19 protein-coding genes are annotated in these 23317 nt (G+C 71.1%); 11 read left to right on the top strand and 8 right to left on the bottom strand.

The window, feature by feature from the left end:
• Nucleotides 1-58 precede the first annotated feature (58 nt).
• The 3 genes from ACEN96_RS24900 (at nucleotide 59) to ACEN96_RS24890 (ending at nucleotide 2697) form a co-directional block, all read left to right on the top strand.
• Entirely contained in the window at nucleotides 59-256 is a 198-nt protein-coding gene (locus tag ACEN96_RS24900; RefSeq protein ID WP_495585700.1) for a hypothetical protein, read from the top strand.
• A gap of 419 nt (nucleotides 257-675) precedes the next feature.
• Nucleotides 676-1581: an SDR family NAD(P)-dependent oxidoreductase gene (locus tag ACEN96_RS24895; RefSeq protein ID WP_495585699.1), complete on the top strand. Its 906-nt coding sequence runs from the start codon at nucleotides 676-678 to the stop codon at nucleotides 1579-1581.
• A 60-nt stretch (nucleotides 1582-1641) separates the two neighbouring features.
• Nucleotides 1642-2697, top strand: coding sequence for an NAD(P)H-dependent flavin oxidoreductase (locus ACEN96_RS24890; RefSeq protein WP_495585698.1), 1056 nt, complete (start codon nucleotides 1642-1644; stop codon nucleotides 2695-2697).
• Here the strand turns inward: ACEN96_RS24890 and ACEN96_RS24885 are convergent.
• Nucleotides 2681-3628: a LysR substrate-binding domain-containing protein gene (locus ACEN96_RS24885; RefSeq protein ID WP_495585697.1), complete on the bottom strand. Its 948-nt coding sequence runs from the start codon at nucleotides 3626-3628 to the stop codon at nucleotides 2681-2683. The genes ACEN96_RS24890 and ACEN96_RS24885 overlap by 17 nt on opposite strands.
• A 124-nt stretch (nucleotides 3629-3752) precedes the next feature.
• Here ACEN96_RS24885 and ACEN96_RS24880 point away from each other — a divergent pair, with 124 nt between their 5' ends.
• Nucleotides 3753-4616 carry an oxidoreductase gene (locus ACEN96_RS24880; RefSeq protein ID WP_495585696.1) on the top strand — a complete coding sequence of 288 codons (864 nt, stop codon included), beginning with the start codon at nucleotides 3753-3755 and terminating at the stop codon, nucleotides 4614-4616.
• Nucleotides 4617-4644: 28 nt separating this feature from the next.
• Here ACEN96_RS24880 and ACEN96_RS24875 read toward each other — a convergent pair whose 3' ends face one another.
• The 3 genes from ACEN96_RS24875 to ACEN96_RS24865 form a co-directional block, all read right to left on the bottom strand.
• Nucleotides 4645-5622 (bottom strand): aldo/keto reductase, encoded by a 978-nt coding sequence (locus ACEN96_RS24875; protein WP_495585695.1) that lies wholly within the window; start codon nucleotides 5620-5622, stop codon nucleotides 4645-4647.
• A 129-nt stretch (nucleotides 5623-5751) separates the two neighbouring features.
• Nucleotides 5752-6834, bottom strand: a complete 1083-nt coding sequence (gene rtcA / locus ACEN96_RS24870; RefSeq protein WP_495585694.1) for an RNA 3'-terminal phosphate cyclase — start codon at nucleotides 6832-6834, stop codon at nucleotides 5752-5754.
• A 13-nt stretch (nucleotides 6835-6847) separates the two neighbouring features.
• A complete protein-coding gene (locus ACEN96_RS24865) occupies nucleotides 6848-8062 on the bottom strand; it encodes an RtcB family protein (protein ID WP_495585693.1) in 1215 nt (404 codons plus the stop codon).
• Between the two features lie 317 nt (nucleotides 8063-8379).
• On the opposite strand from ACEN96_RS24865, the gene rtcR reads away from it, so the two are divergent.
• Complete coding sequence (gene rtcR, locus ACEN96_RS24860; RefSeq protein ID WP_495585692.1) at nucleotides 8380-9996, top strand: RNA repair transcriptional activator RtcR; 1617 nt, start codon at nucleotides 8380-8382, stop codon at nucleotides 9994-9996.
• Nucleotides 9997-10084: 88 nt separating this feature from the next.
• The gene (locus ACEN96_RS24855) at nucleotides 10085-13150 is read left to right on the top strand and encodes a ligand-binding sensor domain-containing diguanylate cyclase (protein WP_495585691.1); all 3066 of its coding nucleotides are present in this window, start codon (nucleotides 10085-10087) and stop codon (nucleotides 13148-13150) included.
• A 31-nt stretch (nucleotides 13151-13181) separates the two neighbouring features.
• Here the strand turns inward: ACEN96_RS24855 and ACEN96_RS24850 are convergent, their stop codons facing one another.
• Entirely contained in the window at nucleotides 13182-14330 is a 1149-nt protein-coding gene (locus ACEN96_RS24850; protein ID WP_495585690.1) for a 3-deoxy-7-phosphoheptulonate synthase, read from the bottom strand.
• A 318-nt stretch (nucleotides 14331-14648) separates the two neighbouring features.
• Nucleotides 14649-16112, bottom strand: coding sequence for a metalloprotease TldD (tldD, locus tag ACEN96_RS24845; RefSeq protein WP_495585689.1), 1464 nt, complete (start codon nucleotides 16110-16112; stop codon nucleotides 14649-14651).
• 200 nt (nucleotides 16113-16312) lie between these two features.
• On the opposite strand from tldD, the gene ACEN96_RS24840 reads away from it, so the two are divergent.
• Nucleotides 16313-16660 carry a hypothetical protein gene (locus ACEN96_RS24840; protein ID WP_495585688.1) on the top strand — a complete coding sequence of 116 codons (348 nt, stop codon included), beginning with the start codon at nucleotides 16313-16315 and terminating at the stop codon, nucleotides 16658-16660.
• 87 nt (nucleotides 16661-16747) lie between these two features.
• Here the strand turns inward: ACEN96_RS24840 and rsmI are convergent, their stop codons facing one another.
• A complete protein-coding gene (gene rsmI, locus ACEN96_RS24835; protein WP_495588682.1) occupies nucleotides 16748-17698 on the bottom strand; it encodes a 16S rRNA (cytidine(1402)-2'-O)-methyltransferase in 951 nt (316 codons plus the stop codon).
• On the opposite strand from rsmI, the gene ACEN96_RS24830 reads away from it, so the two are divergent.
• The 4 genes from ACEN96_RS24830 (at nucleotide 17697) to ACEN96_RS24815 (ending at nucleotide 20734) form a co-directional block, all read left to right on the top strand.
• On the top strand, nucleotides 17697-18104 hold the full coding sequence (locus ACEN96_RS24830; protein ID WP_495585687.1) for a YraN family protein: 408 nt from the start codon (nucleotides 17697-17699) through the stop codon (nucleotides 18102-18104). The two genes, rsmI and ACEN96_RS24830, sit on opposite strands and share 2 nt — an antisense overlap.
• 54 nt (nucleotides 18105-18158) lie before the next feature.
• Nucleotides 18159-18728 carry an SIS domain-containing protein gene (locus ACEN96_RS24825; RefSeq protein WP_495585686.1) on the top strand — a complete coding sequence of 190 codons (570 nt, stop codon included), beginning with the start codon at nucleotides 18159-18161 and terminating at the stop codon, nucleotides 18726-18728.
• Between the two features lie 66 nt (nucleotides 18729-18794).
• Nucleotides 18795-19451, top strand: coding sequence for a BON domain-containing protein (locus ACEN96_RS24820; protein ID WP_495588681.1), 657 nt, complete (start codon nucleotides 18795-18797; stop codon nucleotides 19449-19451).
• A 257-nt stretch (nucleotides 19452-19708) separates the two neighbouring features.
• Complete coding sequence (locus tag ACEN96_RS24815; protein WP_495585685.1) at nucleotides 19709-20734, top strand: sce7725 family protein; 1026 nt, start codon at nucleotides 19709-19711, stop codon at nucleotides 20732-20734.
• A gap of 35 nt (nucleotides 20735-20769) precedes the next feature.
• Here ACEN96_RS24815 and ACEN96_RS24810 read toward each other — a convergent pair whose 3' ends face one another.
• Nucleotides 20770-23031, bottom strand: coding sequence for a molybdopterin-dependent oxidoreductase (locus tag ACEN96_RS24810; protein WP_495585684.1), 2262 nt, complete (start codon nucleotides 23029-23031; stop codon nucleotides 20770-20772).
• Nucleotides 23032-23317: the final 286 nt, after the last annotated feature.

The following is a 23317-nucleotide window of genomic DNA, read 5'->3' as shown; positions in this document are numbered from 1 at the left end:
GGCGCGGGCAGCGCCTAGACTGCGCCGCGATCACACCAACCCTCGAGGGAAACATTCCATGACCATCCGTCCCGCCGCCCTGTTGCTTGCCACCGCCGCCGCGATCCTGTCCACCGGCTGCGTCATCGCGCCCAATACCACCGAGGCCAGCACCCAGCGCATGGACGACGTGCGCAAGATGAGCGACCAGGCGGCCGCCACCTGCGGCACGGGCAACGTCAAGGAAGTGAACGCGAAGAGCTTCACCTGCAAGTGAATCGCCGGGGAGACCCCTCTCCCCCCACCCTCTCCCCGCAAAGCGGGGCGAGGGAGTTGAAGCGCCGCTCCCGCCGGGGAGACCCCTCTCCCCCACCCTCTCCCCGCAAAGCGGGGCGAGGGAGTTGAGGCGTCGCTCCCGCCGGGGAGACCCCTCTCCCCCGCCCTCTCCCCGCAAGGCGGGGCGAGGGAGTTGAGGCGTCGGTCTCGTGAGTCGCTTTCCTTCGCCCGGGGGGGGGAAGCAACGTGTCAAGCGCTGCTTACCAACTCCCTCGCCCCCAGAGGGGGAGAGGGTAGGGGAGAGGGGCTCTTCGCAGGACCTCCGACGCGTCTCGAATGCTCCCTGTCTGCTGACAGGACTTGACCCGCTTCCCCGCAAGCGCCGCGTATCGTTTCCCTTCAACACCAACGGGAGACGACATGAGCACCGAACGAACCGACCGGCCGCTGGCCGGCCACGTGGCGGTCGTGACCGGCGGCAGCCGCGGCGCCGGCCGCGGCATCGCGCTGGAGCTGGGCGCCGCGGGCGCCACCGTCTACGTCACCGGCCGCAGCACGCGCGCCCACCCCGCCACGCAGTACGCCCGCCTGCAGGCGCTGGCGGACCTCCCCACCATCCCCGGCACCATCGACGACACCGCCGACGAGGTCACCCGGCTCGGCGGTCGCGGCATCGCCGCGCGCTGCGACCACACCGACGAGTCCCAAGTGAAGGCACTCTTCCAGCGCGTGCACTCCGAGCAAGGCCGCCTGGACCTGCTGGTCAACAACGCCTGGGGCGGTCACGAGGTCTTCAGCGGCGTGTTCGACGCCCCGTTCTGGGAGCGCCCCTTGGACGAGTGGGACGCGATGATGGATCGCGGCGTGCGCAACCACCTGCTGGCCAGCCGTGCCGCCGCGCCGCTGCTGATCGCGCGCGGCGCCGGCCTGATCGTCACGACGACGTTCTGGGATCGCGGCCATTTCCTCAAGGGCAACCTCCTCTACGACTTGGCGAAGGCCGCGATGACGCGCCTCGCGGGCGGGATGGCGCAGGACCTGAAGCCGCACGGCGTTGCCTCGGTCGCGGTTTCGCCCGGCTGGATGCGGACTGAATTCGTCCTCGCCGGCCACCACACCGACGAGCAGCACTGGCAGTCCCGGCCCGAACTCGCCGCCACCGAATCCCCCCGCTACGTCGGCCGCGCGGTGGCCGCGCTCGCGGCCGATCCGCGCATCATGGACCGCAGCGGCCAGGTGCTGCGCGCCGGCGACCTTGCCGCCGAATACGGCTTCACCGATGTCGACGGCCGCCGCATTCCGCCCTTCGAGATGGAGAAGGCCTGACAGGGGCTTTGCCCTTGCGCGATCATGGCCGCTCGTTCATCGAGACCAGGATCCGCCGCCATGCCCACGTCCAGCGCGCCCTTCGCTCCGTTCTTCCTCGGCACCCGGCTGCCGCTGATCCAGGCGCCGCTGGCCGGCGTGCAGGGCGCGCGGCTGGCCCTGGCGGTCAGCAACGCGGGCGGGCTCGGCTCGTTGCCGGCGGCGCTGCTGGCGCCGGAGGCGCTGGTCCAGGAACTCAAGGCGCTGCGCGATGGCACCGACAAGCCATTCAACGTCAACTTCTTCGCCCACACGCCGCCCGCGATCGATGAAGCCCGCGAGGCGCGCTGGCGCGACCGGCTCGCCACGTACTACGCCGAGTTCGGCATCGACCCCGCGCAGATCAAGGCCGGCCCGGGCCGTCAGCCCTTCACGCCGGAGATCGCCGACCTCGTCGAGCCGTTCCGTCCGCCCGTGGTGAGCTTCCATTTCGGCCTGCCGCCGGCGGATCTGCTGGCGCGCGTGAAGGGTTGGGGCAGCCTGGTCCTGGGCAATGCGACGACGGTCGACGAAGCGCGCTGGCTCGAGGCGCGAGGTGTGGACGCGGTGATCGCGCAAGGCTGGGAGGCAGGCGGCCATCGCGGCCATTTCCTCAGCGACGACCTGACGCGCCAGCCCGGCACCCTGGCGCTGCTGCCGCAGATCGTGCGCGCGGTGAAGGTGCCGGTGATCGCGGCCGGCGGCATCGCCGACGTGCGCGGCATCCGCGCGGCGCTGGCGCTCGGCGCCTCGGCGGTGCAGCTCGGCACCGCGTTCCTGCTCTGCGACGAAGCGACGACCAGCGCGCCCCATCGCGCGGCGCTGCGCGACCCGGCCAGCCACCACACCGCGGTCACCAATCTCTTCACCGGCCGGCCGGCGCGCGGCATCGTCAACCGCCTCATGCGCGAGGTCGGCCCGCTGAGCGATGCCGCGCCGCAGTTCCCGCTGGCGACCTCCGGCGTCGCGCCGCTGCGCGCGAAGGCCGAGGCGCAGGGCAGCGGCGACTTCTCGCCGCTATGGGCGGGGCAGAACTTCTCGGCGGTGCGCGAGATCGGCGCCGCCGCGCTGGTGAACGAGCTCAGCGCGGCGTTCTGACCGGGCCTTTCGCCGCTTTCGCGCCCGGCCGCGAGGCGGCCTCCACCTCGCGCGCGACCTCGATCAGCGCGCGCATCCTGGTCTGCTGCCCCGCGCGCTGCGGGAAGTAGAGAAACAGGCCCGGCTCCTCGACGCCGGCGCGCGGCAGCACCTGCCGCAGCGTGCCGTCGCGCAGTTCGTCCTGCACCAGCGGCTCGAACAGATAGGCGATGCCCTCGCCCAGCAGCGCCAACTCCTTCGCATAGAGCGAATCGGTGACCCGCACCGGCCCGGGCACGGCGACGCTCACTGGCTTGCCGTGTTCCTTCAGGTCCCAGTCGTAGACGGCGCCCGAGCTCACGAACCGGTAGCCGATGCAGCGATGCGCCGCGAGTTCCGCGATCGTGGCCGGCTCGCCATGCGCCGCCAGATAGGCCGGGGAGGCCACCAGCGCGATCTTCAGTGGCGGCGTCAGGCGCACCGCCACCATGTCCTGCGCCACCGTGTGGCCCAGACGCACGCCGGCATCGAAGCCGGCGGCGACGATGTCCGCCAGGCCTTCGTCGGTGGCGATCTCGACGATCAACGCCGGATGACGCGCCGTCAGCAGCCGCAGCATCGGCGTGACCGCGATGGGCAGCGCGATGCGCGGCACGTTGAGCCGCAGCACGCCGGACACGCGTCCGCGCTGCGCGCCGACGTGGTCGACGGCCTCGGCGATCTCGTCCAGCGCCGGCCCCAGCGCGGCGACGAAGGCCTCGCCGCTGGCGGTCAGGCGCACGCTGCGCGTGGTGCGGGTGAACAGCGGCTCGCCCAGCGCGCGTTCCACCGCCTGCACCGCATGGCTCACCGCCGACGCGCTCATGCCGAGCGCGTTCGCCGCGGCGGCGAATCCCTGGCGCCGGTGGACTTCCAGGACCACAGGCAGATGAGCGAGCAGCGATCGATCCATTCATGCATGGTATCGAATGATGTTTGCGGTCCTGTCACCTTTATCGATGAGTCGTTCGCGGCGACAGTGCAGCCATGGGCCTCCAAACCCATCCCTCATCACCCACCGCGACAAGGACACCGACATGAACGCTTCGACCACGACCCGCGCCGCCGCCGTGCAGACCTGGCTGATCACCGGCACTTCCAGCGGACTGGGCCGCGCCTTCGCCGAGCACGCGATCGCGCAGGGCCACCGCGTCGTCGCCACCGCCCGCAGGCCGGAGGCGCTGGCCGACCTGGTCGCCTTGGCGCCGGACCGCGTGCTGGCGCTGCCGCTGGACGTCACCGCCGCCGGTGCGCCGCAAGCCGCGGTCGCCGCCGCGATCGGCCGCTTCGGCCGCATCGACGTGCTGATCAACAACGCCGGCTATGGCGTCTTCGGGGCGCTCGAGGAAACGCCGGATGACGAGCTGCGGGCCATCTTCGACACCAACTTCTTCGGTGCGATGGCCGTGACCCGCGCGGTGCTGCCGGTGATGCGCGAACAGCGCGGCGGCGCGATCGTCAACATCTCCAGCCTCGGCGGGCAGCTGTCGTTCGGTGGCTTCAGCGCCTACTCGGCGACCAAGTTCGCGATCGAGGGCGCGAGCGAGGCGCTGGCGCAGGAGGTCGCGCCCTTCGGCATCAAGGTGCTGATCGTCGAGCCGGGTCAGTTCCGCACGCAGCTGGCGGGCGGCGCGATGCGCCACATGCCGATCCTGGGCGTCTACGAGGAGGCGATCGGCGGCACGCGTGAGTTCGCGAGGAACATGCATGAGACCCAGCCCGGCGACCCGCGCAAGGCCGCGGCCGCGATCGAGCAGGCCATCGCCGCGCCGGACACGCCGCTGCGGCTGCAGCTGGGCGGGGATTCGGTCGACGCGGTGCGCGCCCATGCCCAGGCGCTGCTGGCCGAGATGGCCAAGTGGGAGCCGGTCGCGCGCGGCACCGACTTCGACGCCGCCTGAGCGCGGCCGGCCGCGGGATGGGCGCCGCTCAGGGCAGGCGGGCGCCGCGCGCCGCCACGTAGAGCGCGTACCACTCCTCGCGGCTGAGCTCGATGCGCAGCGCGTCGCCGCAGGCGCGGATGCGATCGGGATTGGCCGAGCCGATGACCGGCTGGATGCGGGCCGGATGCTTCATCAACCAGGCGAGCAGGATGCCTTCGGCGCTGACGCCGTGACGCTGCGCCAACTGCTGGACCAGCGCGCGGGCCGCCTCGTCGGCGGGGTCGCGGGTGGTCTCGCCGCTGAAGCGGCCGCGGGCCAGCGCGGCCCAGGCCTGCAGCTGGATGCCGTGCTGCTGGCAGTGCTCCAGCGTGCCGGTCCAGGCCAGCGCGCCGGGACGGGCCGCGGCCTGGCGGTCGTTGAAGCAGGTGGCGGCGTCCAGCGGCTCCAGGTGGCCCAGGCCCAGCTCGAGCTGGTTCACCACCAGCGGCTGGTCCAGCGCGCGCGCCAGCCAGGCCATCTGGCCGGCGTTCATGTTGGACACGCCGAAGTGGCTGACCTTGCCCGCGCCGCGCAGGCGTTGGAAGGCCTCCGCGATCTCCGCGGGCTGCATCAGCGGGTCGGGGCGGTGCAGCAGCAGGATGTCCAGCCGCTCGGTGCCGAGCCGCTTCAGGCTGGCCTCGACCGCCTGGACGATGTAGCCGCCGGACAGGTCGTAGCGTCCCGGCAGGTCGCCCTCGGCGAAGCGGATGCCGCACTTGCTCTGCAGCACGATGCGCTCGCGCAGCGAGGGCTGGCGGCGCATCAGTTCGCCGAAGACCGACTCGGCCTTGCCGCGCGTGTAGATGTCGGCGTGGTCGAACAGCGTGATGCCGATCTCGAGCGCGGCCTCGACGGCGGCCTGCGCGTGGTCGACATGGGCGCCGGTCCACGGGGAGTCGTCCCAGTGACCGCCCAGGCCCATGCAGCCATAGGCGAGCGGGCTGACGGTCGGGAAGTGCTGCTGCAGCGGAAGGGCGTGGCTCATGGCGGAGGGGACCTTGATCGGAAATGGACGGCGCGCCCGTTGAAGGGCGCGCCGTGGAAGCTCGCACGCGGGCGGACCCGAGCGGCGGGATTGTGACGCGGCGCGCGGGCGCCGCGTTTCAACGCGGTTTCACGCCGGTCCTGCGGAGCCGGGCAGCACGTCGACACGCCACGCGTTGCCGGCGCGGGAGACCTCCAGCCGCGAATCGAAGCGCACGTCGAGGAAGCGCTCGATGACGGTGAAGTTGGTGCGGCTGTGCTCGGTCAGCTCGGTGCAGGTGAACGCCGCGGGACGGCCCGAACCCGCCACCGCCAGCGCGAGCGGCAGCGCCAGCTGGTCCGCGAGGTGCTGCCCCGCCGCGCCGGCCGAAGCCTGATAGGCGCGCAGCTCGGCGAAGACCAGGCGCGCCACGTCCTCCGCGGCGAGGCCGCGTTCGCCGAAGGCGACGAAGACCTCGGTCAGCTGCTCGTGGGCGAGCGTGATCATCAGCGCGTTGCCGGGGCCCTCGTTCTGGCGGGCAGGAAGCGTGCGCATCTGCGAGGCGTCCCAGCCGGTCAGGCGCGCGAGCGCTTCGAGCTCGCGTTCCGCGACGCCGCGCGGCAACGCGGGCGCGATCACCTCGGCGAAGGCGTCCAGCGGCGCGCCGCGCTCGAGCAGGTCGAACGGACGCAGACCGCCGTCGGCCGGCGTGATCAGCGCCTCGATCTCGCCGCCGCCGGCGGGGAAGAAGCCGTGACGCCGCAGCGTCAGGTCCAGCCCCGCGCCCGTGCGCCGCATCAGCGGCGCGAAGCTGCGCTGCAGGAAATGGAAGGGCGGCGCCATCGGGTTGTGCGTGCCGCCGGACAGATGCAGGCGGCTGGGCGCGTCGGCCAGCATCAACGGCGGCAGCAGCGTCTGCAGCACCAGCGTGCAGCTGCCGGCCGTGCCGACCGCGAAGCGGTAGTCGCCGGCGTGCACGCGGCCGGGGCGGAATTCGAGCGCCTGCGAGCCGAGCTCGGCGCCCACCACGGTGGCGCCGCAGACCTCCTGCGCGGCGAGCACGCAGGTCAGGTGCTGGCGCATCAGGCCGGGCTTGGGGCGGCGGGCGCGGATGCGCTCGATGCGCAGCGGCGTGCCGGTGCACATCGACAGCGCCAGCGCCGTGCGCAGGATCTGCCCGCCGCCTTCGCCCTGCGAGCCGTCCAGTTCAATCAGCTTGTTCTTGTTGTCCATCCCCTCATCCCCTTCATCCCTTCACACACACCACCTGCTTGAGCGTGTGCACGACTTCCACCAGGTCCTGCTGCGCCGCCATCACCGCGTCGATGTCCTTGTAGGCCATCGGGATCTCGTCGATGACGTCCGCGTCCTTGCGGCACTCGACGCCTTCGGTCGCGGCGCGCTGGTCCTTCAGCGTGAAGCGGCGCTTGGCCTCCGTGCGGCTCATCGTGCGGCCCGCGCCGTGCGAGCAGCTGTCGAAGCTGTCCGCATTGCCCTTGCCACGCACGATGTAGCTGCGCGCGCCCATGCTGCCGGGGATGATCCCCATCTGGCCGTTCTTCGCGCTCACCGCGCCCTTGCGGGTCACGAACACGTCCTGGCCGAAGTGCGTTTCCTTCTGCACGTAGTTGTGGTGGCAGTTCACCGCTTCGAGGTGGCTCTCGAAACGCTTGCCGATCACCTTCTTCGCGGCCGAGATCACGCGGCGCATCATTACCTCGCGGTTCAGCGCCGCGTACTTCTGCGCCCAGCTCACCGCGCGCACGTAGTCGCCGAAGTACTTCGCGCCTTCCTCGAAGTAGGCCAGGTTCGCATCGGGCAGGTTGGCCTGGTGCTGCATCGCGTCCTTCTTGGCCAGCTCGATGAACATCGTGCCGATCGCATTGCCCACGCCGCGCGAGCCCGAATGCAGCATGAACCACACGAAGCCCAGTTCATCCAGGCAGACCTCGATGAAGTGGTTGCCGGTGCCCAGTGTCCCCAGGTGCTTGTGGTTGTTGGTGTTCTTCAGCTTCGGGTAGTCGCGGCACAGCTCGGCGAAGTCGGGCGCCAGCTCGGCCCAGGCGTGGTCGACCATCTCGGGCGGGTTCTCCCACGCGCCGACGTCGCGGCCCTTGGGCGTGCGTCCGTGCGGCACGGCGGCCTCGATCGCGGCACGCAGCGGCGCCAGGTTGTCAGGCAGGTCCTCGGCGCGCAGCGTGGTCTTGCAGGCCATCATCCCGCAGCCGATGTCCACCCCGACCGCGGCCGGGATGATCGCCTTGAGCGTCGGGATCACCGAGCCCACCGTCGCGCCGATGCCCACGTGCACGTCGGGCATCGCCGCGATGTGCTTGAACACGACCGGCAGCTTCGCCGCGTTGGCCAGCTGCTTGCGGGCCTCGTCCTCGACGGGCACGCCCTGCGTCCACATCTTCACCGGCACGCCGCCGGTGACTTCCATCTCGTTGTAGTTCTTCATGCTGAGCTCCAGAGCCGCGCTCGCGGCCTGTCGGTATTCGTTGCGAATCATTGTCTTGGCGGTGATTGTTGAGCTCCCGCCACGGCTCCCCGGGGGCGGCGCACACGCGCCGCCCCTTCTTCATTGCAACGCCCATGCCAGCCCGTGCCAGGTCTTGCCTCTTTGTCGAATAACTTCTTGATGCGTAAAGGAAAAATTCTCGCTCCGAGCCGTGTGGGCCGGCCCGCCATTCATCCATGGCGCTGCTATCTGATATCTCAAAAGATATGTGACTAGCAATATGGATAGGCGCCGCTGCGGCGCGGATAGACTGCGCCATGGCCAAGAAGAATGTCGTGATCGGATTCATCGGCTCCCAGCTGGATGGCGGGCTGGGCGCGGGGCGCTGGGAGAAATGGCGGCCGACGATCTCGCTCGTGATGCAGCCGGACGTGGTCGTTCATCGGCTGGAGCTGTTCCACGCGCCCCAGCACAAGGCGGTCGCGGAGCTGCTGCGCGGCGACATCGCCAAGCTCTCCCCCGAGACCGACGTCCGTCTGGTCGAGATGGCGGTCGAGGATCCCTGGGACTTCGGCGAGGTCTACGCCACGCTCTACGACTGGGTGCGCGCCTACCGCTTCGACCCGGCGCGCGAGCAGTACTGGGCCCACATCACCACCGGCACGCACGTCGCGCAGATCTGCATGTTCCTGATGGTGGAGGCGCGCTTCATCCCCGGCGTGCTGCTGCAGACCTCGCCGCCGCGCAAGCAGCGCGAGGGCGAGCCCGGCTCGATGACGCTGATCGACCTGGACCTGTCGCGCTACGACCGCATCGCCCGGCGCTTCGAGGCCGAGCAGCACGATGCCGTCGCCTTCCTGAAGAGCGGCATCGCGACGCGCAACCGGCGCTTCAACGCGCTGATCGAGGAGATCGAGCGCGTCGCCGTGCACTCGCGCGCGCCGATGCTGCTGGCCGGGCCCACCGGCGCCGGCAAGTCCTTCCTTGCGCGCCGCATGTACGAGCTCAAGCAGACGCGGCATCAGCTCGAAGGCGCCTTCGTCGAGGTGAACTGCGCGACGCTGCGCGGCGACGGCGCGGCCTCGACGCTGTTTGGCCACAAGAAGGGCTCGTTCACCGGCGCGATGGCCGATCGCGCCGGCCTGCTGCGCACCGCGGACCGGGGCCTGCTGTTCCTGGACGAGATCGGCGAGCTCGGCCTGGACGAGCAGGCCATGCTGCTGAAGGCGATCGAGGAGAAGCGCTTCCTGCCCGTGGGCGCGGACCGCGAGGTCGAGAGCGACTTCCAGCTCATAGCCGGCACCAACCGCGACCTGCGCGCCGAGGTGGCGGCCGGGCGCTTCCGCGACGACCTGTTCGCGCGGATCAACCTGTGGACCTACAGCCTGCCCGGCCTGCGTGACCGGCCCGAGGACATCGAGCCCAACGTCGATCACCTGGTGCAACAGGTCGGGCGCGAAAGCGGCCGCGCGGTTCGCTTCAACGCCGAGGCGAAGGCGCGCTATCTGGGATTCGCGCAGTCCTCGCGCGCGCCGTGGAGCGGCAACTTCCGCGACCTGTCGGCGTCGGTGACGCGGCTGGTGACGCTGGCCGAAGGGGGCCGCATCGGCCTGCCGCTGGTCGAGGCCGAGATCTCCCGCCTCGAATGGCTGTGGGAACGCGACACCGGCGCCGGGGCCGCCGCCGTGCGCGAGGACGCACTGCTGGCGGCGTTGTTCGATGCGCAGGCGCTCGAGACCCTGGACCTGTTCGATCGCATGCAGCTCGCCAGCGTGCTGCGCGTGTGCGGCGAGGCGTCCTCGCTGTCGGAGGCGGGCCGGCGCCTGTTCCAGGCGAGCCGGCAGGCGCGCAGCGTCGTCAACGATGCCGACCGCCTGCGCAAATACCTCCTGAAATTCGGGCTGTCCTGGGATCGGATCGCGGCGGTCCGATGAGCTGTTCCCGCCTTCCCGCGAACCGCCCCCGTGCCCCGTACGGCAGAGGTGGACTCGTAAGGAACGGTCACAATCGACGATTCCGCCCATGACTTCCGACCGGTCCACCCCGCCGCGCATGACCCGCCTGCCCACGACGCTTGCGCGCCAGGGGGCGTTGGCCTTGCTGGCCGCGGCCGCGCTGGGCGCGACGGGCGCCGCGGCGGCGGCCTCCGCGGCCCGGTCGGCACCAGCGGTGTCCGCGGCGTCAGCGGCCTCCGCGCCCGCATTCCGGGCCGCCGTCGACGCGGGCGATCTCGCCGACCCGGTGCGCGCGGTCAGCCAGTACAAGATCGATCTCTGGCAGACCGAACAGGGCCTGCCGCTCAACACCGTGCAGGCGCTGATGCAATCACGCGATGGCGGCCTGTGGGTGGGCACCGCCGGCGGGCTCGCGCGCTTCGATGGCAAGCGCTTCGTGACCTTCGGGGCCTCGCAATCGCCGGAAGCGGCCTCGCAGCCGATCTTCGCGTTGCTCGAGGATCGCCAGGGCCGGGTCTGGATCGGCCATCCCGCCGGCGCCGCCGTCTACGAGCGGGGCCGATTCCGCACCGCGATCACCAAGGCGCAGGCCGGCAACCGCCGGGTCTGGTCCTTCGCCGAGGACAAGGACGGCGCGATCTGGGCCGCCGGCGACGGAGGTCTCGTCCGCTGGAAGGAAGGCGAGGTCAAGGTCTTCGGTCCGGCTGACGGCCTGCCGGCCGCGCGCTTGAGGACCGTCGTCTTCGATACCGCGGGCACGATGTGGCTTGCGACCACCGGCGCCGGCCTGTTCGCGAGAACGCCGGACGGCAAGGTCAGGATCTTCGACGCCTCGAACGGTTTCCCGCATGCCCAGGTGCGTTTCCTGGTGCCGGACCCCGAGGGCGGCATCTGGGCCGCGACGGCGGGTGGCGGACTGGTGCGCATGCACGCGGCCGATCAGCCGGCGATGCGGATCTACACGACCGCCGACGGCCTGCCCAGCGATCACCTGACCGCGCTGACCCGCGACACCCGCGGCGATCTGTGGGTCGGCAGCTGGGGCGCGGGCGTGAGCCGCTTCCGCGAAGGGCGTTTCAGCACCGTGTCCACCGGCCAGGGGTTGGCGGGCAGCCAGATCTGGACGCTGATGGCGGACCGCGAAGGCAGCGTCTGGGTCGGCACCTGGGTCGACGGCCTGAACCGCCTGCGCAACCGTCCCTTCACCGTGCTGGGCACCCCCGAGGGCCTGAGCCACGACAACGTCCGCTCGGTGCTCGCCGCGCGCGACGGCGCGATCTGGGCGGCGACCTCCGGCGGCGGGCTCAACCGCTTGAAGGACGGCCGCATCGACGTCCTCCGCCAGGCCGACGGGCTGCCGACGGACGAGATCTCGACGCTGCACGAGGCGCGCGACGGCACGCTCTGGATCGGCACCTACACCGCCGGCGTCGCGCGCCGGCTGCCCGATGGCCGCCTCGAGACCTTCGGCGCCGAGCGGGGACTCCCGGGCGTCGAGGTCCGGTCGATCTTCGAGGACCGGGCCGGCACCGTGTGGGTCGGGACTCGCACGGCGCTGGCGCGCTTCAACGGCCAGGGCTTCGACGTGGTCACCGCGCCCGGACTCCCCAATGAAGGCGTCGCCGCGATCCTGCAGGACCGGTCCGGCGCGCTGTGGTTCGGCACCACCGGCCAAGGGCTGGTGCGTTGGCAGGACGGCAAGGCCAGGCACTTCACCACCGCCGACGGGTTGCTCTCCGACTGGATCATCGCCCTCAAGGAGGATGCGAAGGGGGAGCTCTGGATCGGTACCAATGGCGAGGGCATCAACCGGATCAAGGATGGCCGCATCGGCGCGATCCGGCCCGCCGACGGGCTGTGGGACGGGCTCTCGCAGGTCTTCCTCGAGGATCGCGCCGGCCAGTTGTGGATGACCTGCAACCGCGGCTTCTATCGCGTTTCGCGCGAGGACCTGGACGCGTTCCTCGATGGCCGCGTGAAGCAGGTGCGCTCGGTCGGCTTCGGCCCTGGCGACACGCTGCGCGCGACCAGCTTCGCCGGCAACCTGCAGGCCGCCGGCGCCATCGACGCGCAAGGGCGCGCCTGGCTGCCGTCCTCGGCGGGACTGGTGGTCGTCGATCCGGCCCGGCTGCCGGGCGGCGGCGAGCCGCCCGCCGTGCGCATCGACCGGATCAAGGTCGATGGCGAGCCGGTGCCGATGGATGGCCAGCCGCTGGACCTGCCGCCGGGACCGGTGGCGCTGTCGGTGAGCCTGTCGGCCTCGACCCTGCGTGAAGCCGACCGCGTGCGCTTCCGCTTCTGGATGGAAGGACTGTCGCGCGGCTGGACCGACGTCGGCAACGACCGCGAACTGACCTTCCCCGCGCTCGAGCATGGCCGCTACAAGCTCCGCCTGGCGGCCTCGGCCGATGGCCAGCGCTGGCGCGAGTCCCAGACGCCGCTGCCCGTCACCGTGCGGCCGCGCTTCCACGAGACCGGCTGGTTCCACTTCCTGGTGGCGCTGGCGGCGATCGGCCTGTTCGCTGGCGGCGTGGCGCTGCGCATGCGGCAATTGCGCCGGCGCCAGATCGAGATGGAGCGCCTCGTCGCGCAACGCACCGAGGAACTGCGTCAGGCCAACGAGCACCTGAAGCAGCTGTCCTTCCTGGACGCGCTGACCGGTTTGCCCAACCGGCGCCGCTTCAACGAGGCCGCCGACGAGGAATGGCGCCGCGCACGCCGCAGCGGCGGCTCGCTGGGGCTGGTGCTGGCCGACGTCGATGCGTTCAAGCGCTACAACGACCAGATGGGCCACCTGAAGGGCGACGAGTGCCTGGCCGCCGTGGGCGCGGTGCTTGGCGCGTCGATCGGCCGCGCGGGCGATCTCGCCGCGCGCTATGGCGGCGAGGAGTTCGTCGTGCTGCTGCCCGGCGCCGACCTCGAAGCGGCGACCCGTGTCGCCGAGCACATCCGCGCCGGCATCGAGTCGCTCGAGATGCCGCATCCCGCCTCGCCGGCCGGGCCGGTGGTGACCGTCAGCGTGGGCGTGGCCGCCTGCGTGCCCGGCGAGGAGAACAGCCTCGCGAGCCTCATCGCCCAGGCCGACGACGCGCTCTACACCGCCAAGCGCGAAGGCCGGAACCGCGTGCGCTGAGTTCCGGCCTCCGGCCAAGGGGTGAGCGAGCTCAGCGGGCGACGGTCTCCGCGCGGGCTGCGCGGACCGCTTCGCTCAGCACGTCCAGCACCTCGATCGAATCGTCCCAGGCCAGGCAGGCATCGGTGATGCTCTTGCCGTACTCGAGCTGCGACGGATCGTCCTTGCCCGGGCTGAACTTCTGCGCGCCGCCCTTGAGGTGGCTCTCCACCATCACACCGAAGATGCGGGTGCTGCCGCCGCGGATCTGCGCCGCGATGTCGCGCGCCACGTCCAGCTGGCGCTCGTGCTTCTTGCTGCTGTTCGCGTGCGAGCAGTCCACCATCAGCCGCGTGTCCAGCTTCGAGGCCTCCAGGTCGGCGCAGGCGGCGGCCACGCTGTCGGCGTCGTAGTTGGGCGCCTTGCCGCCGCGCAGGATCACGTGGCAGTCGCGGTTGCCCTTGGTCTCGACGATCGCGACCTGGCCGTTCTTGTGCACCGACAGGAAGTGGTGCGGCCGCGCCGCGGCCTGGATTGCGTCGGTCGCGATCTTGATGTTGCCGTCGGTGCCGTTCTTGAAGCCGATCGGCGCCGACAGGCCGGAAGCCAGTTCGCGGTGGACCTGGCTCTCGGTGGTGCGCGCGCCGATCGCGCCCCAGCTGATCAGGTCGCCGATGTACTGCGGCGAGATCACGTCCAGGAACTCGGAACCCGCCGGCATGCCCAGGCGGTTGATCTCCAGCAGCAGCTGGCGCGCGATGCGCAGGCCCTCGTCGATGCGGTAGCTCTCGTCGAGGTAGGGATCGTTGATCAGGCCCTTCCAGCCCACCGTCGTGCGCGGCTTCTCGAAGTAGACGCGCATCACGACCTCGAGCGTGTCGGCGTGCCGCTCCCGCAGCGTGGTCAGGCGCTTGGCGTACTCGAGCGCCGCGACCGGGTCGTGGATCGAGCAGGGGCCGATGATCACCAGCAGCCGGTCGTCCTTGCGCTGCATGATGTCGCGGATGCGCTGGCGCGTGCCGACGACCAGTTGCTCCATGGCCGTGCCACGGATCGGGAAGAAGCGGATGAGGTGTTCAGGAGGCGGCAAGGGCGTGATGTCCAGGATGCGTTCGTCGTCGGTCTGGGAGGTCTTGTCCTGCGGCGAATACCAGCGCTCCGCCTGTTGAGCGCTGGGATAAGGGGTCGACTTGGCATTCATGGGGATCACGCTTTCGTTGTGGGCTGGTGGTGGTGCTGCTCGGGCCCCGGCCAAAAAAAAACCGCCGGGCTTGTGGGCCCGGCGGTTTCTTGAGGATTCTTGGCACGCTTGCTTATGCGTTCGCCTCTCCTCCGCCGGGGCGGTGCGAGAACCAAAAATAAGCAAAGTAGAACTTCGGTGCGGAACGCATAAGGAGCAATAGTGCCTGCGCGGGTCGCGGCGCGTCAAGCGCCGCGAGGGAACCGACGCGGGTGTCGCGCGACGGCATCGGACAAGCGAGCCTTCGCGGAATCACGGGCCTCGCCGGTTTCCATGGGGTCAGGCCGTGCCGCCGACGGTCAGGCCATCGATGCGCAGCGTCGGCTGGCCGACGCCCACCGGGACGCTCTGGCCTTCCTTGCCGCACACGCCCACGCCGGTGTCGAGCTGCATGTCGTTGCCGATCATGCTGACGCGCGTCATCGCGTCCGGGCCGTTGCCGATGATGGTCGCGCCCTTGACCGGGTACAGGATCCTGCCCTTCTCGACCCAGAAGGCCTCGCTGGCGGAGAACACGAACTTGCCGGAGGTGATGTCGACCTGCCCGCCGCCGAAGTTGGTTGCGTACAGGCCCTTGTCGATGCTGGCGATGATCTCCTTCGGATCCTTGTCGCCGCCCAGCATGTAGGTGTTGGTCATGCGCGGCATCGGCACGTGGGCGTAGCTTTCGCGGCGGCCGTTGCCGGTGGGCGCGACCTTCATCAGGCGCGCGTTCATCGCGTCCTGGATGTAGCCCTTGAGGATGCCGTCCTCGATCAGGACGTTGCGCTGCGAGGCGCAGCCCTCGTCGTCGACGTTGAGCGAGCCGCGGCGGTCGGGGATGGTGCCGTCGTCCAGCACCGTGACGCCCTTGGCGGCGACGCGCTCGCCGATGCGGCCGGAGAAGGTCGACGAGCCCTTGCGGTTGAAGTCGCCCTCCAGGCCGTGGCCGACGGCTTCGTGCAGCAGCACGCCGGGCCAGCCCGGGCCGAGCACGACGGTCATCTCGCCGGCCGGGGCCGGACGCGACTCGAGGTTGGTCAGCGCCGCGCCCACCGCCTGCTCGACGTAGGACGCGATCATCTCGTCGGTGAAATAGGCCAGGCCGAAGCGGCCGCCGCCGCCGCCCGAGCCCACCTCGCGGCGGCCGTTGCTCTCGGCGATGACGGTGATGGACAGGCGCACCAGCGGGCGCACGTCGGCGGCCAGCGTGCCGTCGGCGCGCGCGATCAGCACCACCTCGTGCTCGGCGGCCAGGCCGGCCATCACCTGCGCGATGCGCGGGTCCTTGGCGCGGGCCATGCGTTCGGCGCGCTCCAGCAGCGCGACCTTCTGGGTGCTGTCCAGGCTGGCGATCGGGTCGGCGTCGCCATACAGCGCGCGGCTGCCGGAGACCACCGGCTCGGCCGGCACCTTGACCCGCCTGCTCTGCCCGGCCGACGCGATCGCGCGCACCGTGCGCGCGGCGTCGAGCAGCGCGGCCTCGGAGATGTCGTCCGAATACGCGAAGGCCGTCTTCTCGCCGGCGACGGCGCGCACGCCCACGCCCTGGTCGATCGAGAAGCTGCCGCTCTTGACGATGCCTTCCTCCAGGCTCCAGCCCTCCGCGCGGGTGGTCTGGAAGTAGAGGTCGGCGTCGTCGACGCGGTGCTCGGTGATCAGCCGCAGCGCCTGCGACAGCGAGGCGTCGGTCAGGCCGAAGGGTTCGAGCAGCTGGGCACGGGCGGTGACCAGGCGGGCGAGGGTGGGTTCGCGCGAAATCATCGGGCGATTGTAGGCAGCGCATCGCGACCCTGGGCCTGGCAGGGGGACCGCGGTCTTTTCCAGCGGGCGCCGGGGGCGGTGACCGGCGGTAGCAATCGCTTCACCGATCTTTACCGCCACCCGGTCGCCGTGTCCGGTTCGACATTCGTTGTCTCCCCAGCGGCAAACAAACCGCCCCAACCCTCCCAAGGAGAACCTCCATGAAGCGCCTGTCCCTGTCGATCGCCCTCGTGTCCAGCCTGATGGCGGTCTCCGCCTTCGCCCAGACCCCGGCCGCCGCGCCCTCGACCGCCACGCCGCGCGTCGATCAGCGCGAGGCCAACCAGCAGCAGCGCATCGCCAACGGCGCCGCCTCCGGCCAGCTGACGGCCAAGGAAACCCAGCGCCTGGAGAAGGAGCAGGCCCGCGTCGACAAGACCGAGGCCAAGGCCAAGTCCGATGGCGTGGTCACCGCCCAGGAGCGCCGCAAGCTGCAGAAGGAACAGGATGTCGCCAGTGCCGACATCCGCCGCGCGAAGCACAACAAGCGCACCGCCGGCGGCAAGTGATCCGCGCTGAACATCCGCGCTGAATGAACGAACGCCCCTCGGGGCGTTCGTCGTTCGGGGCTCAACACCGCATCGGGTTCGAGATGGTCAGCGATCCTCGCCGTCCGTGGCGTCTTCGCCGCCGGCGGCTGAATCCTGCTTCCAGTCCAGCGCCTGCTGATACAGCGCCTTGCGCGATTCGCCGGTCAACTCGGCCGCCAGTGCCGCCGCCTGCTTCAGCGGCAGGTCGCGCACGAGCACCCGCAGCGTGCGCAGCGCCTCGTCGGGCAGTCCCTCGGCGCCGGACGGCGCCTCGGCGGCGTGCAGCACCAGCACGAACTCGCCGCGCTCGCGCTGCTTGTCCTCGGCCATCCACGCGGGCAGCGTCGCGCAGGGGGCGGTGTGGATCGTCTCGAACTGCTTCGTGACCTCGCGGCACACCGTCAGCGTCTGCGCCGGGGCGAGCTCGGCCAGCAGCGCGATCAATTCCTGGATGCGATGGGGCGCCTCGAACAGCACCTGGCTGTGGGGCGCGCCGGTCAGCGCTTGAAGCGCGGCGCGGCGCTCCGAGGCCTTGGTGGGCAGGAAGCCGATGAAGCGGAATCCCTGCGCGCGCGTGTCGCCGGCGACGCTGAGCGCCGCCGCGGCGCTGCTTGCGCCGGGCAGCGGCACGACGCGCACGCCGGCCTTCGCGGCGGCGGCGACCAGGATCGCGCCGGGATCGGAGATCGCCGGCGTGCCGGCGTCGCTGACGTAGGCGATGCGTTCGCCATTCAACAGCCGCGTCACCAGGCCTTCGGCGCCCTGCTGTTCGTTGTGCTGGTGGAGCGCGACCAGGGGCTTGTGCAGGCCGAGCCAGCGCAGCAGTTGCGCGCTGACGCGCGTGTCCTCGCAGGCGACCGCGTCGACCAGGCCGAGCAGGTGGATCGCGCGCAGGCTGAGGTCGGCGAGATTGCCGATCGGGGTCGCGACGACGTAGAGCGTGCCGGCCGGATACTGCTGATGCCCGGCCGCGGCCGCGGCGGCGGCAGTCAGCGAGGCGGACGGGGACGTCGGAATGTTCAAGAAACTCTCCATCGGACGGGACGGCGCGCAGGCGCTGGCACGAGGCGCCGGCGCCGAGCAGCGCGCCCTGGACTACCTCGGGCGGCAGGGGCTGCGGCTGGTGGCGCGCAATTATCGGGTCGCGCGCGGGCCGTCGGCCCGGGGCGGGGAGGTCGATCTGATCCTGCGGGCGCCGGACGGGACGCTGGTGTTCGTGGAGGTGCGCTCGAGGGAACACGACGCGCATGGCGGCGCGGCGGCGAGCGTGACGCGGGCCAAGCAACGGAAGGTGATCTTCGCGGCGGAATGTTTCCTGCGCACGCAGCGGGTGCTGCCGCCTTGCCGGTTCGACGTCGTGGCCATCGATGGGGATCGCATCGAGTGGCTGCAAGGCGCGTTCGACGTGCCGGCCGGGCATTGAGGTTGGCAACGGCCAGCGGCGATGGCCGTGCAGCAGCCTTTATCATCCGCGCTCATGTTGGAACAACGCATACAACAACAATTCTTCGAGAGCGCGGACCTGCTGTACCAGGTCGCCGAGGGGCTTTCGCGCCCGCTCGCGGTCGCGGCGCAGATGATGGTGGACGCGCTCACCGCCGGCGGCCGCGTGCTGACCGCCGGGCTCGGACCCTCCCACGCCGACGCGACCTACATGGCCTCGCTGCTGTCCGGCCGTTTCGAACAGGAACGTCCCGGCCTCGCCGCGATCGCGCTCGACGCCCAAGCCCAGGGCTATGCCGACCCGGCCTCCGCGCTGATGCGCCAGATCCAGACCTTCGGCCATCCCGGCGACCTGCTGCTGCTGTTCGAGGCCCAGGCCAGCGGCGCCGCCGCCGCGTTGCTGCAGGTCGCGCATGGCCAGGAGATGAGCGTCATCGTCCTCAGCGGCACGCAGGACGACGACTGGCGCGCCACGCTGCTCGACACCGACGTGCAGCTGCGCGTGCCGCACAGCCGCTTCGCGCGCGTGGCCGAGGCGCACCGGCTGCTCACCCACTGCCTGGGCGACGCGATCGACCTCCAACTCCTCGGCGCGAGCGAATGACGCCCGCGGCTGCGCCGCGGTGACCTTCCGCGGCCTCCACTTCAGACCATGAAGGACTTCCCGATGATGACCAAGACCCGCTGGACTTCCCGCACCCGCCTCGTGATCCTGGCCGCCGCGCTGGGCGGCGCGCTGCTGCAGACCGCGTGCGTGCCGCTGATCGTCGGCGGCGCGGCGGTGGGCGGCGCGCTGGTCGCGACCGACCGCCGCACCTCCGGCACGCAGCTCGAAGACCAGGGCATCGAGCTCAAGACCGGCAACCGCATCCGCGAGCAGCTCGGCGACCGCGTGCACATCAACGTCAACAGCTACAACCGCATGGTGCTGCTGACCGGCGAGACCCGCAACGACGAGGACCGCGCCAGCGTCGAGCGCATCGCGCAGGGCGTCGAGAACGTCAACAGCGTGCTCAACGAAGTGGGCGTCGGCATGCTGAGCTCGCTGTCCAGCCGCGCCAACGACGTCGCCATCGCGGCCAAGGTCAAGGCCAGCCTGGTCGATGCGAAGGACCTGATCTCGAATGCGTTCTACGTGGTGGTCGAACGCGGCAACGTCTACATCATGGGCCGCGTGACCGAACGCGAGGCCGCCCGCGCCACCGACATCGCGCGTGGCGTGCGCGGCGTGCAGAAGGTTGTGCGCGCGATGGAGATCATCAGCGAGGCCGAACTCGCCGCCATGGGCCAGGCGCCGCAGCAGAGCAAGCCCAGGAGCGACCAGTAAGCGCGCGCCGGCCCGGGCCATTCCTCCTCGAAGGGGACCGCATCGCGGTCCCCTTTTTCATTGGCCGCACAGGGCCCGGAAAAGGGGCGCATCAGTGTGGGCGAGCGCGCGGATCGGTGCGAAGTCAACTCGGCGCTTTCAGCCTTTTTTGCGGATCCTTTGACGCGCCTCACACATGAAGGCGATCGCTGCTGACGGATCGACCATCGCTCTCCATCATCCCGCCTCCCTCAATCGACACTGCGGAGGCGGAGACGATGTATTACCCCTATCTCCATGGCAAACAGAAGGAGGTGCTGGCCCTGCGGCACCTCGCGGCCTTGCTGGGATCGGAAGGACAAGTGCAGCCGGTGCTGGAGCCGGTGCGCCAGGCGGCGACCTCGTTGCGGCACACGCTCGAGGCCTGCGAGGCGCACCGGCTGCAGACCTGGCTGGTGGTCAACCCGGTGCGGCAGGACTTCGAACTGCTGCGCCCGGCGCAGACGCTCGAATGGGGCCGGCAGCTGTTCACGTCGCTGCCGCGGCGCCAGTGGATCCATCCGACGCTGATGCTGGGGCCGGCGCTGACGCCCGACGTGGTGCGGCGCTTCGTGCAGCTCTTCGGCGGCCGGCCGATGGGCCTGGTGGTGGGCCGCGACGCGCCACCGCTGCCCGACGTGATGGCGCTGCTGGCCGGTGTGCAGGTGCGGCGCGTGTTCTTCAAGGACGCCGAGCCGGCGCCGCTGGCGCGCGCCGCGCTGAACGGCGCCGGCTGCGTGTGGGTCGAGAACCGGCGCCTGCCGGAGAGCCAGGACCTGCGGGCCAGCGAGCGGCACCTGTTCACCGACCGGCCCGCGACTTTCCGCGAGGAGGGGCTGGCCGGGTTCTCCGACTACACGACGCTGCCCTCGCGGCCCGAGGCGCCCGAGCTGCCTTCGCGCTCGGTGGCGTTCCGGCTCAGCTTCCTGCGGCCGCAGGCCGCGGGCGGGGCGGTCTGGCTCGAGCACTTCATGAACGGCAAGCTCGCGGAGGGCGCCGGCGCCGACGCGCGTTTCCGCTACGCGCTGCATGCGTTCCACGCGGCGCTCGACCGCAAGGATGCCTGCTTCGGTCCCACCGAGGCGGCGCGGCGCTACCTCACCAGCCTGATCGACGGCTCGACGCCCTCGCGCGCGCTCAGCAAGCAGTGGGAGGTGATGCATCACCTCGAACTGGTCAGCGGGATGCTCGCGGGGCGCTTCCCGCCGGCGCCGGCCGGTGACGGGCCGCGCAGCCTGCTGGAGCTCGACCCGATGCGGCGGTGATGCGGCGGTGATGAGGCGTTGGTGCCGCGGCGCCGCTAGGCCTCCGCGGCGCTCAGCCGCACCGGGATCCCGCTCAGCACCGAGGTGCCGGAGATGGGATCGCGCGCCTCGTCATCGAGCAGCAGGTTCATGTTGACGCCGGGGTGGCGGGCGGCCACGGTGAGCTGGCTGCCCGCCAGGTCGTGGCCCCACCCATGCGGCAGGCTGACCACGCCGGGCCGCATGTCCGCCGTGATGGCGATCTGCGCGAGCAGGCTGCCGCGCGCGTTGCTCAGCCGCGCGGTACCGCCGTCCGCGAGGCCGGCGCGCGCCGCATCCTCGGGATGGACCAGCAGCGTGCAGCGCTCGCGGCCCTTCGCGAGCACCGGCAGGTTGTGCATCCAGCTGTTGTTGCTGCGGGTCTCGCGGCGGCCGATCAGCAGCAGCTCGTCGCCGGTCGGATGGCGCAGCGCGGTGTCGGCATGCGCCAGGTCGGCCAGCAGCGCCTGCGGCGCCAGCTCGATGCGGCCCGAGGGCGTGCGCAGCACTTCGGGAATCCGCGGCTGCAGCTCGCCGAGGTCGATGCCGTGCGGCGCGGCCTTCACCTTGGCCAGCGTGAGGCCGTCCGGCTTCGCGCCGAAGCCGTCGCCATAGGGGCCGGAACGCAGCGCGAGATCGAGCCAGCGCGCCGGCCCGGCGCCGCCCTCGAGCATCGCGAAGACGGCGTCGGCGTGATCGCCCGCCGAGCGCTTGAGTTCGGCGCGCAGCGCCGCGTCGTCGATCGCCTGCAGGTCCGCGCCGGCGGGCTGGCCCGCGGCGATCGCGGCCAGGCGCAGCAGCGTCTGCCATTCGGCGCGAGGCGCGTCGCCCGCGTCCGGATCCGCCGGCATCACCGGGCCCGACCAGCGCGCGTGATTGCGCCACGACAGCTGCGCGAACACCATGTCGTAATGCCAGTCCTCGAGCGGCGAGGGCGGCGGCAGGATCAGGTCGGCATGGCGGCTGGTCTCGTTGATGTACGGGTCCAGGCTGACCATGAAGTCCAGCTGGTCGAGCGCGCGGGCGAGGCGGGCGCCATTGGGCGCCGACAGCACCGGGTTGCTGGCGACCGTGATCAACGCGTGGACCTGGCCCTCGCCCGGGGTCTCGATTTCCTCGGCGAGGCAGCTGATGGGGAACTCGCCCATCACCTCCGGCGCCTTGCCGACACGGCTGTGGCGCCGGCCGGTCGACACGCCCTTGCCCTGGCCGGGCCTGCCCATCGTGTTGGCGGCGAAGGCGGCGGCCTTGGGGAACATCAGGCCGCCTTCGACGTCGAAGTGGCCGGTGACGATGTTCAGCGCGTCGATCAGCCAGCTGTTCAGCGAACCGAAGCGCTGCGTGCAGGTGCCGAAGCGGCCGTAGAGCACGGCCTTGGGCGTGGTCGCGAACTCGCGCGCCAGGCGCCGCTGGGCCTCGGCGGGAATGCCGCAATGCGCGGCGCCGCGCTCGGGCGGGAAGCCGGCCGCGGCGGCGCGCAGCGCGTCCAGGCCCTCGACGTGGGCGGCCAGGGGGCCGAGGCGCTCGTGGCCCTCGTCGAAGATGGTGTGCAGCAGGCCCAGCAGCAGGAACACGTCGCCGCCGGGGCGGATGGGCAGGTGTTCATCGGCGGCCTGGGCGGTCTCGGTGCGGCGCGGATCGATGACGACGATGCGGCCGCCGCGGGCGCGCATCGCCTTGGCCTTGCCGCGGTAGTCGGGGCTGGTCCACAGCGAGCCGTTGCTGACCATCGGGTTGGCGCCCAGGCAGATGAACAGGTCGGTGCGGGGCAGGTCGGGGACCGGCACGCTCAGCCAGTGGCCGTACATCAGGCCGCAGGCGAGCTGCTTGGGCATCTGGTCCAGCGTCGAGGCCGAGAACAGGTTGCGCGTGCCCAGCGCCCGCGCCAGATGCGGGAAGTAGCTGAACAGGCCGATCTTGTGCGAGGCGGGATTGCCGATGGACAGCGCGACGGTGTCGGGGCCATGGCGCTCGCGCAGCGGGGGGAGACGGCGGGCGACCTCGGCGAAGGCCTCGTCCCAGGTGATGGGCTCGAAGCCCGAGCGGTCGGCGCGGCGGCGCATCGGCTGGCGCAGGCGGTCGGGGTCCTCGTGGAGGTCCTTCAGCGCGACGCCCTTGGGGCACAGGTAGCCATGGCTGAACGGGTCCGCGTCGTCGCCGCGGATCGACACGATCGTGCGGCCGCTGCCGGTGGCGCGGGTGCGGATCTCGAGGCCGCAGGCGGCTTCGCACAGCGGGCAGATGCGGTAGTGGGTCTGGTCGGTGGCTTCCTGGGCCATGGCGTGTCTCCCGTCGTATGCCGGCGATTGTGGGAGCGGCGGTTTGGCCCCGCGGTCATGTACGCGACAGGTCCACAGCACGGCGACGGCCGCTGGCCCTCGCCCCGGCGGCACTCGCTCCTTCTTACCCCCTCGCCCCCGCGGCACTCGCTCCTTCTTACCCCCTCGCCCCAGCGGCACTCGCTCCTTCTTACCCCCTCGCCCCAGCGGGGAGAGGGAGGGGAGAGGGGGCTCGTGCCACACCGCCGCTGCCCTTCGAAGCACCCCCTCTCCCCTTCCCTCTCCC

The organism is Roseateles sp. Mitsp63 (assembly GCF_059491535.1).
Note: the sequence above shows the minus strand (reverse complement) of the source record. Positions and strands in the feature narration are given on the sequence as shown.

Bases quoted from the DNA above. Each gene is read 5' to 3' on its own strand.
- ACEN96_RS24885 (WP_495585697.1), bottom strand. From the start codon at position 3,628: ATGGATCGATCGCTGCTCGCTCATCTGCCTGTGGTCCTGGAAGTCCAC.
- ACEN96_RS24880 (WP_495585696.1), top strand. From the start codon at position 3,753: ATGAACGCTTCGACCACGACCCGCGCCGCCGCCGTGCAGACCTGGCTG.
- rtcA (WP_495585694.1), bottom strand. From the start codon at position 6,834: ATGGACAACAAGAACAAGCTGATTGAACTGGACGGCTCGCAGGGCGAA.
- ACEN96_RS24840 (WP_495585688.1), top strand. From the start codon at position 16,313: ATGAAGCGCCTGTCCCTGTCGATCGCCCTCGTGTCCAGCCTGATGGCG.
- ACEN96_RS24825 (WP_495585686.1), top strand. From the start codon at position 18,159: ATGTTGGAACAACGCATACAACAACAATTCTTCGAGAGCGCGGACCTG.
- ACEN96_RS24865 (WP_495585693.1), bottom strand. From the start codon at position 8,062: ATGAAGAACTACAACGAGATGGAAGTCACCGGCGGCGTGCCGGTGAAG.
- ACEN96_RS24850 (WP_495585690.1), bottom strand. From the start codon at position 14,330: ATGAATGCCAAGTCGACCCCTTATCCCAGCGCTCAACAGGCGGAGCGC.
- ACEN96_RS24820 (WP_495588681.1), top strand. From the start codon at position 18,795: ATGACCAAGACCCGCTGGACTTCCCGCACCCGCCTCGTGATCCTGGCC.
- ACEN96_RS24900 (WP_495585700.1), top strand. From the start codon at position 59: ATGACCATCCGTCCCGCCGCCCTGTTGCTTGCCACCGCCGCCGCGATC.
- ACEN96_RS24875 (WP_495585695.1), bottom strand. From the start codon at position 5,622: ATGAGCCACGCCCTTCCGCTGCAGCAGCACTTCCCGACCGTCAGCCCG.
- tldD (WP_495585689.1), bottom strand. From the start codon at position 16,112: ATGATTTCGCGCGAACCCACCCTCGCCCGCCTGGTCACCGCCCGTGCC.
- ACEN96_RS24815 (WP_495585685.1), top strand. From the start codon at position 19,709: ATGTATTACCCCTATCTCCATGGCAAACAGAAGGAGGTGCTGGCCCTG.
- rtcR (WP_495585692.1), top strand. From the start codon at position 8,380: ATGGCCAAGAAGAATGTCGTGATCGGATTCATCGGCTCCCAGCTGGAT.
- ACEN96_RS24855 (WP_495585691.1), top strand. From the start codon at position 10,085: ATGACTTCCGACCGGTCCACCCCGCCGCGCATGACCCGCCTGCCCACG.
- ACEN96_RS24810 (WP_495585684.1), bottom strand. From the start codon at position 23,031: ATGGCCCAGGAAGCCACCGACCAGACCCACTACCGCATCTGCCCGCTG.
- ACEN96_RS24830 (WP_495585687.1), top strand. From the start codon at position 17,697: ATGTTCAAGAAACTCTCCATCGGACGGGACGGCGCGCAGGCGCTGGCA.
- ACEN96_RS24895 (WP_495585699.1), top strand. From the start codon at position 676: ATGAGCACCGAACGAACCGACCGGCCGCTGGCCGGCCACGTGGCGGTC.
- ACEN96_RS24890 (WP_495585698.1), top strand. From the start codon at position 1,642: ATGCCCACGTCCAGCGCGCCCTTCGCTCCGTTCTTCCTCGGCACCCGG.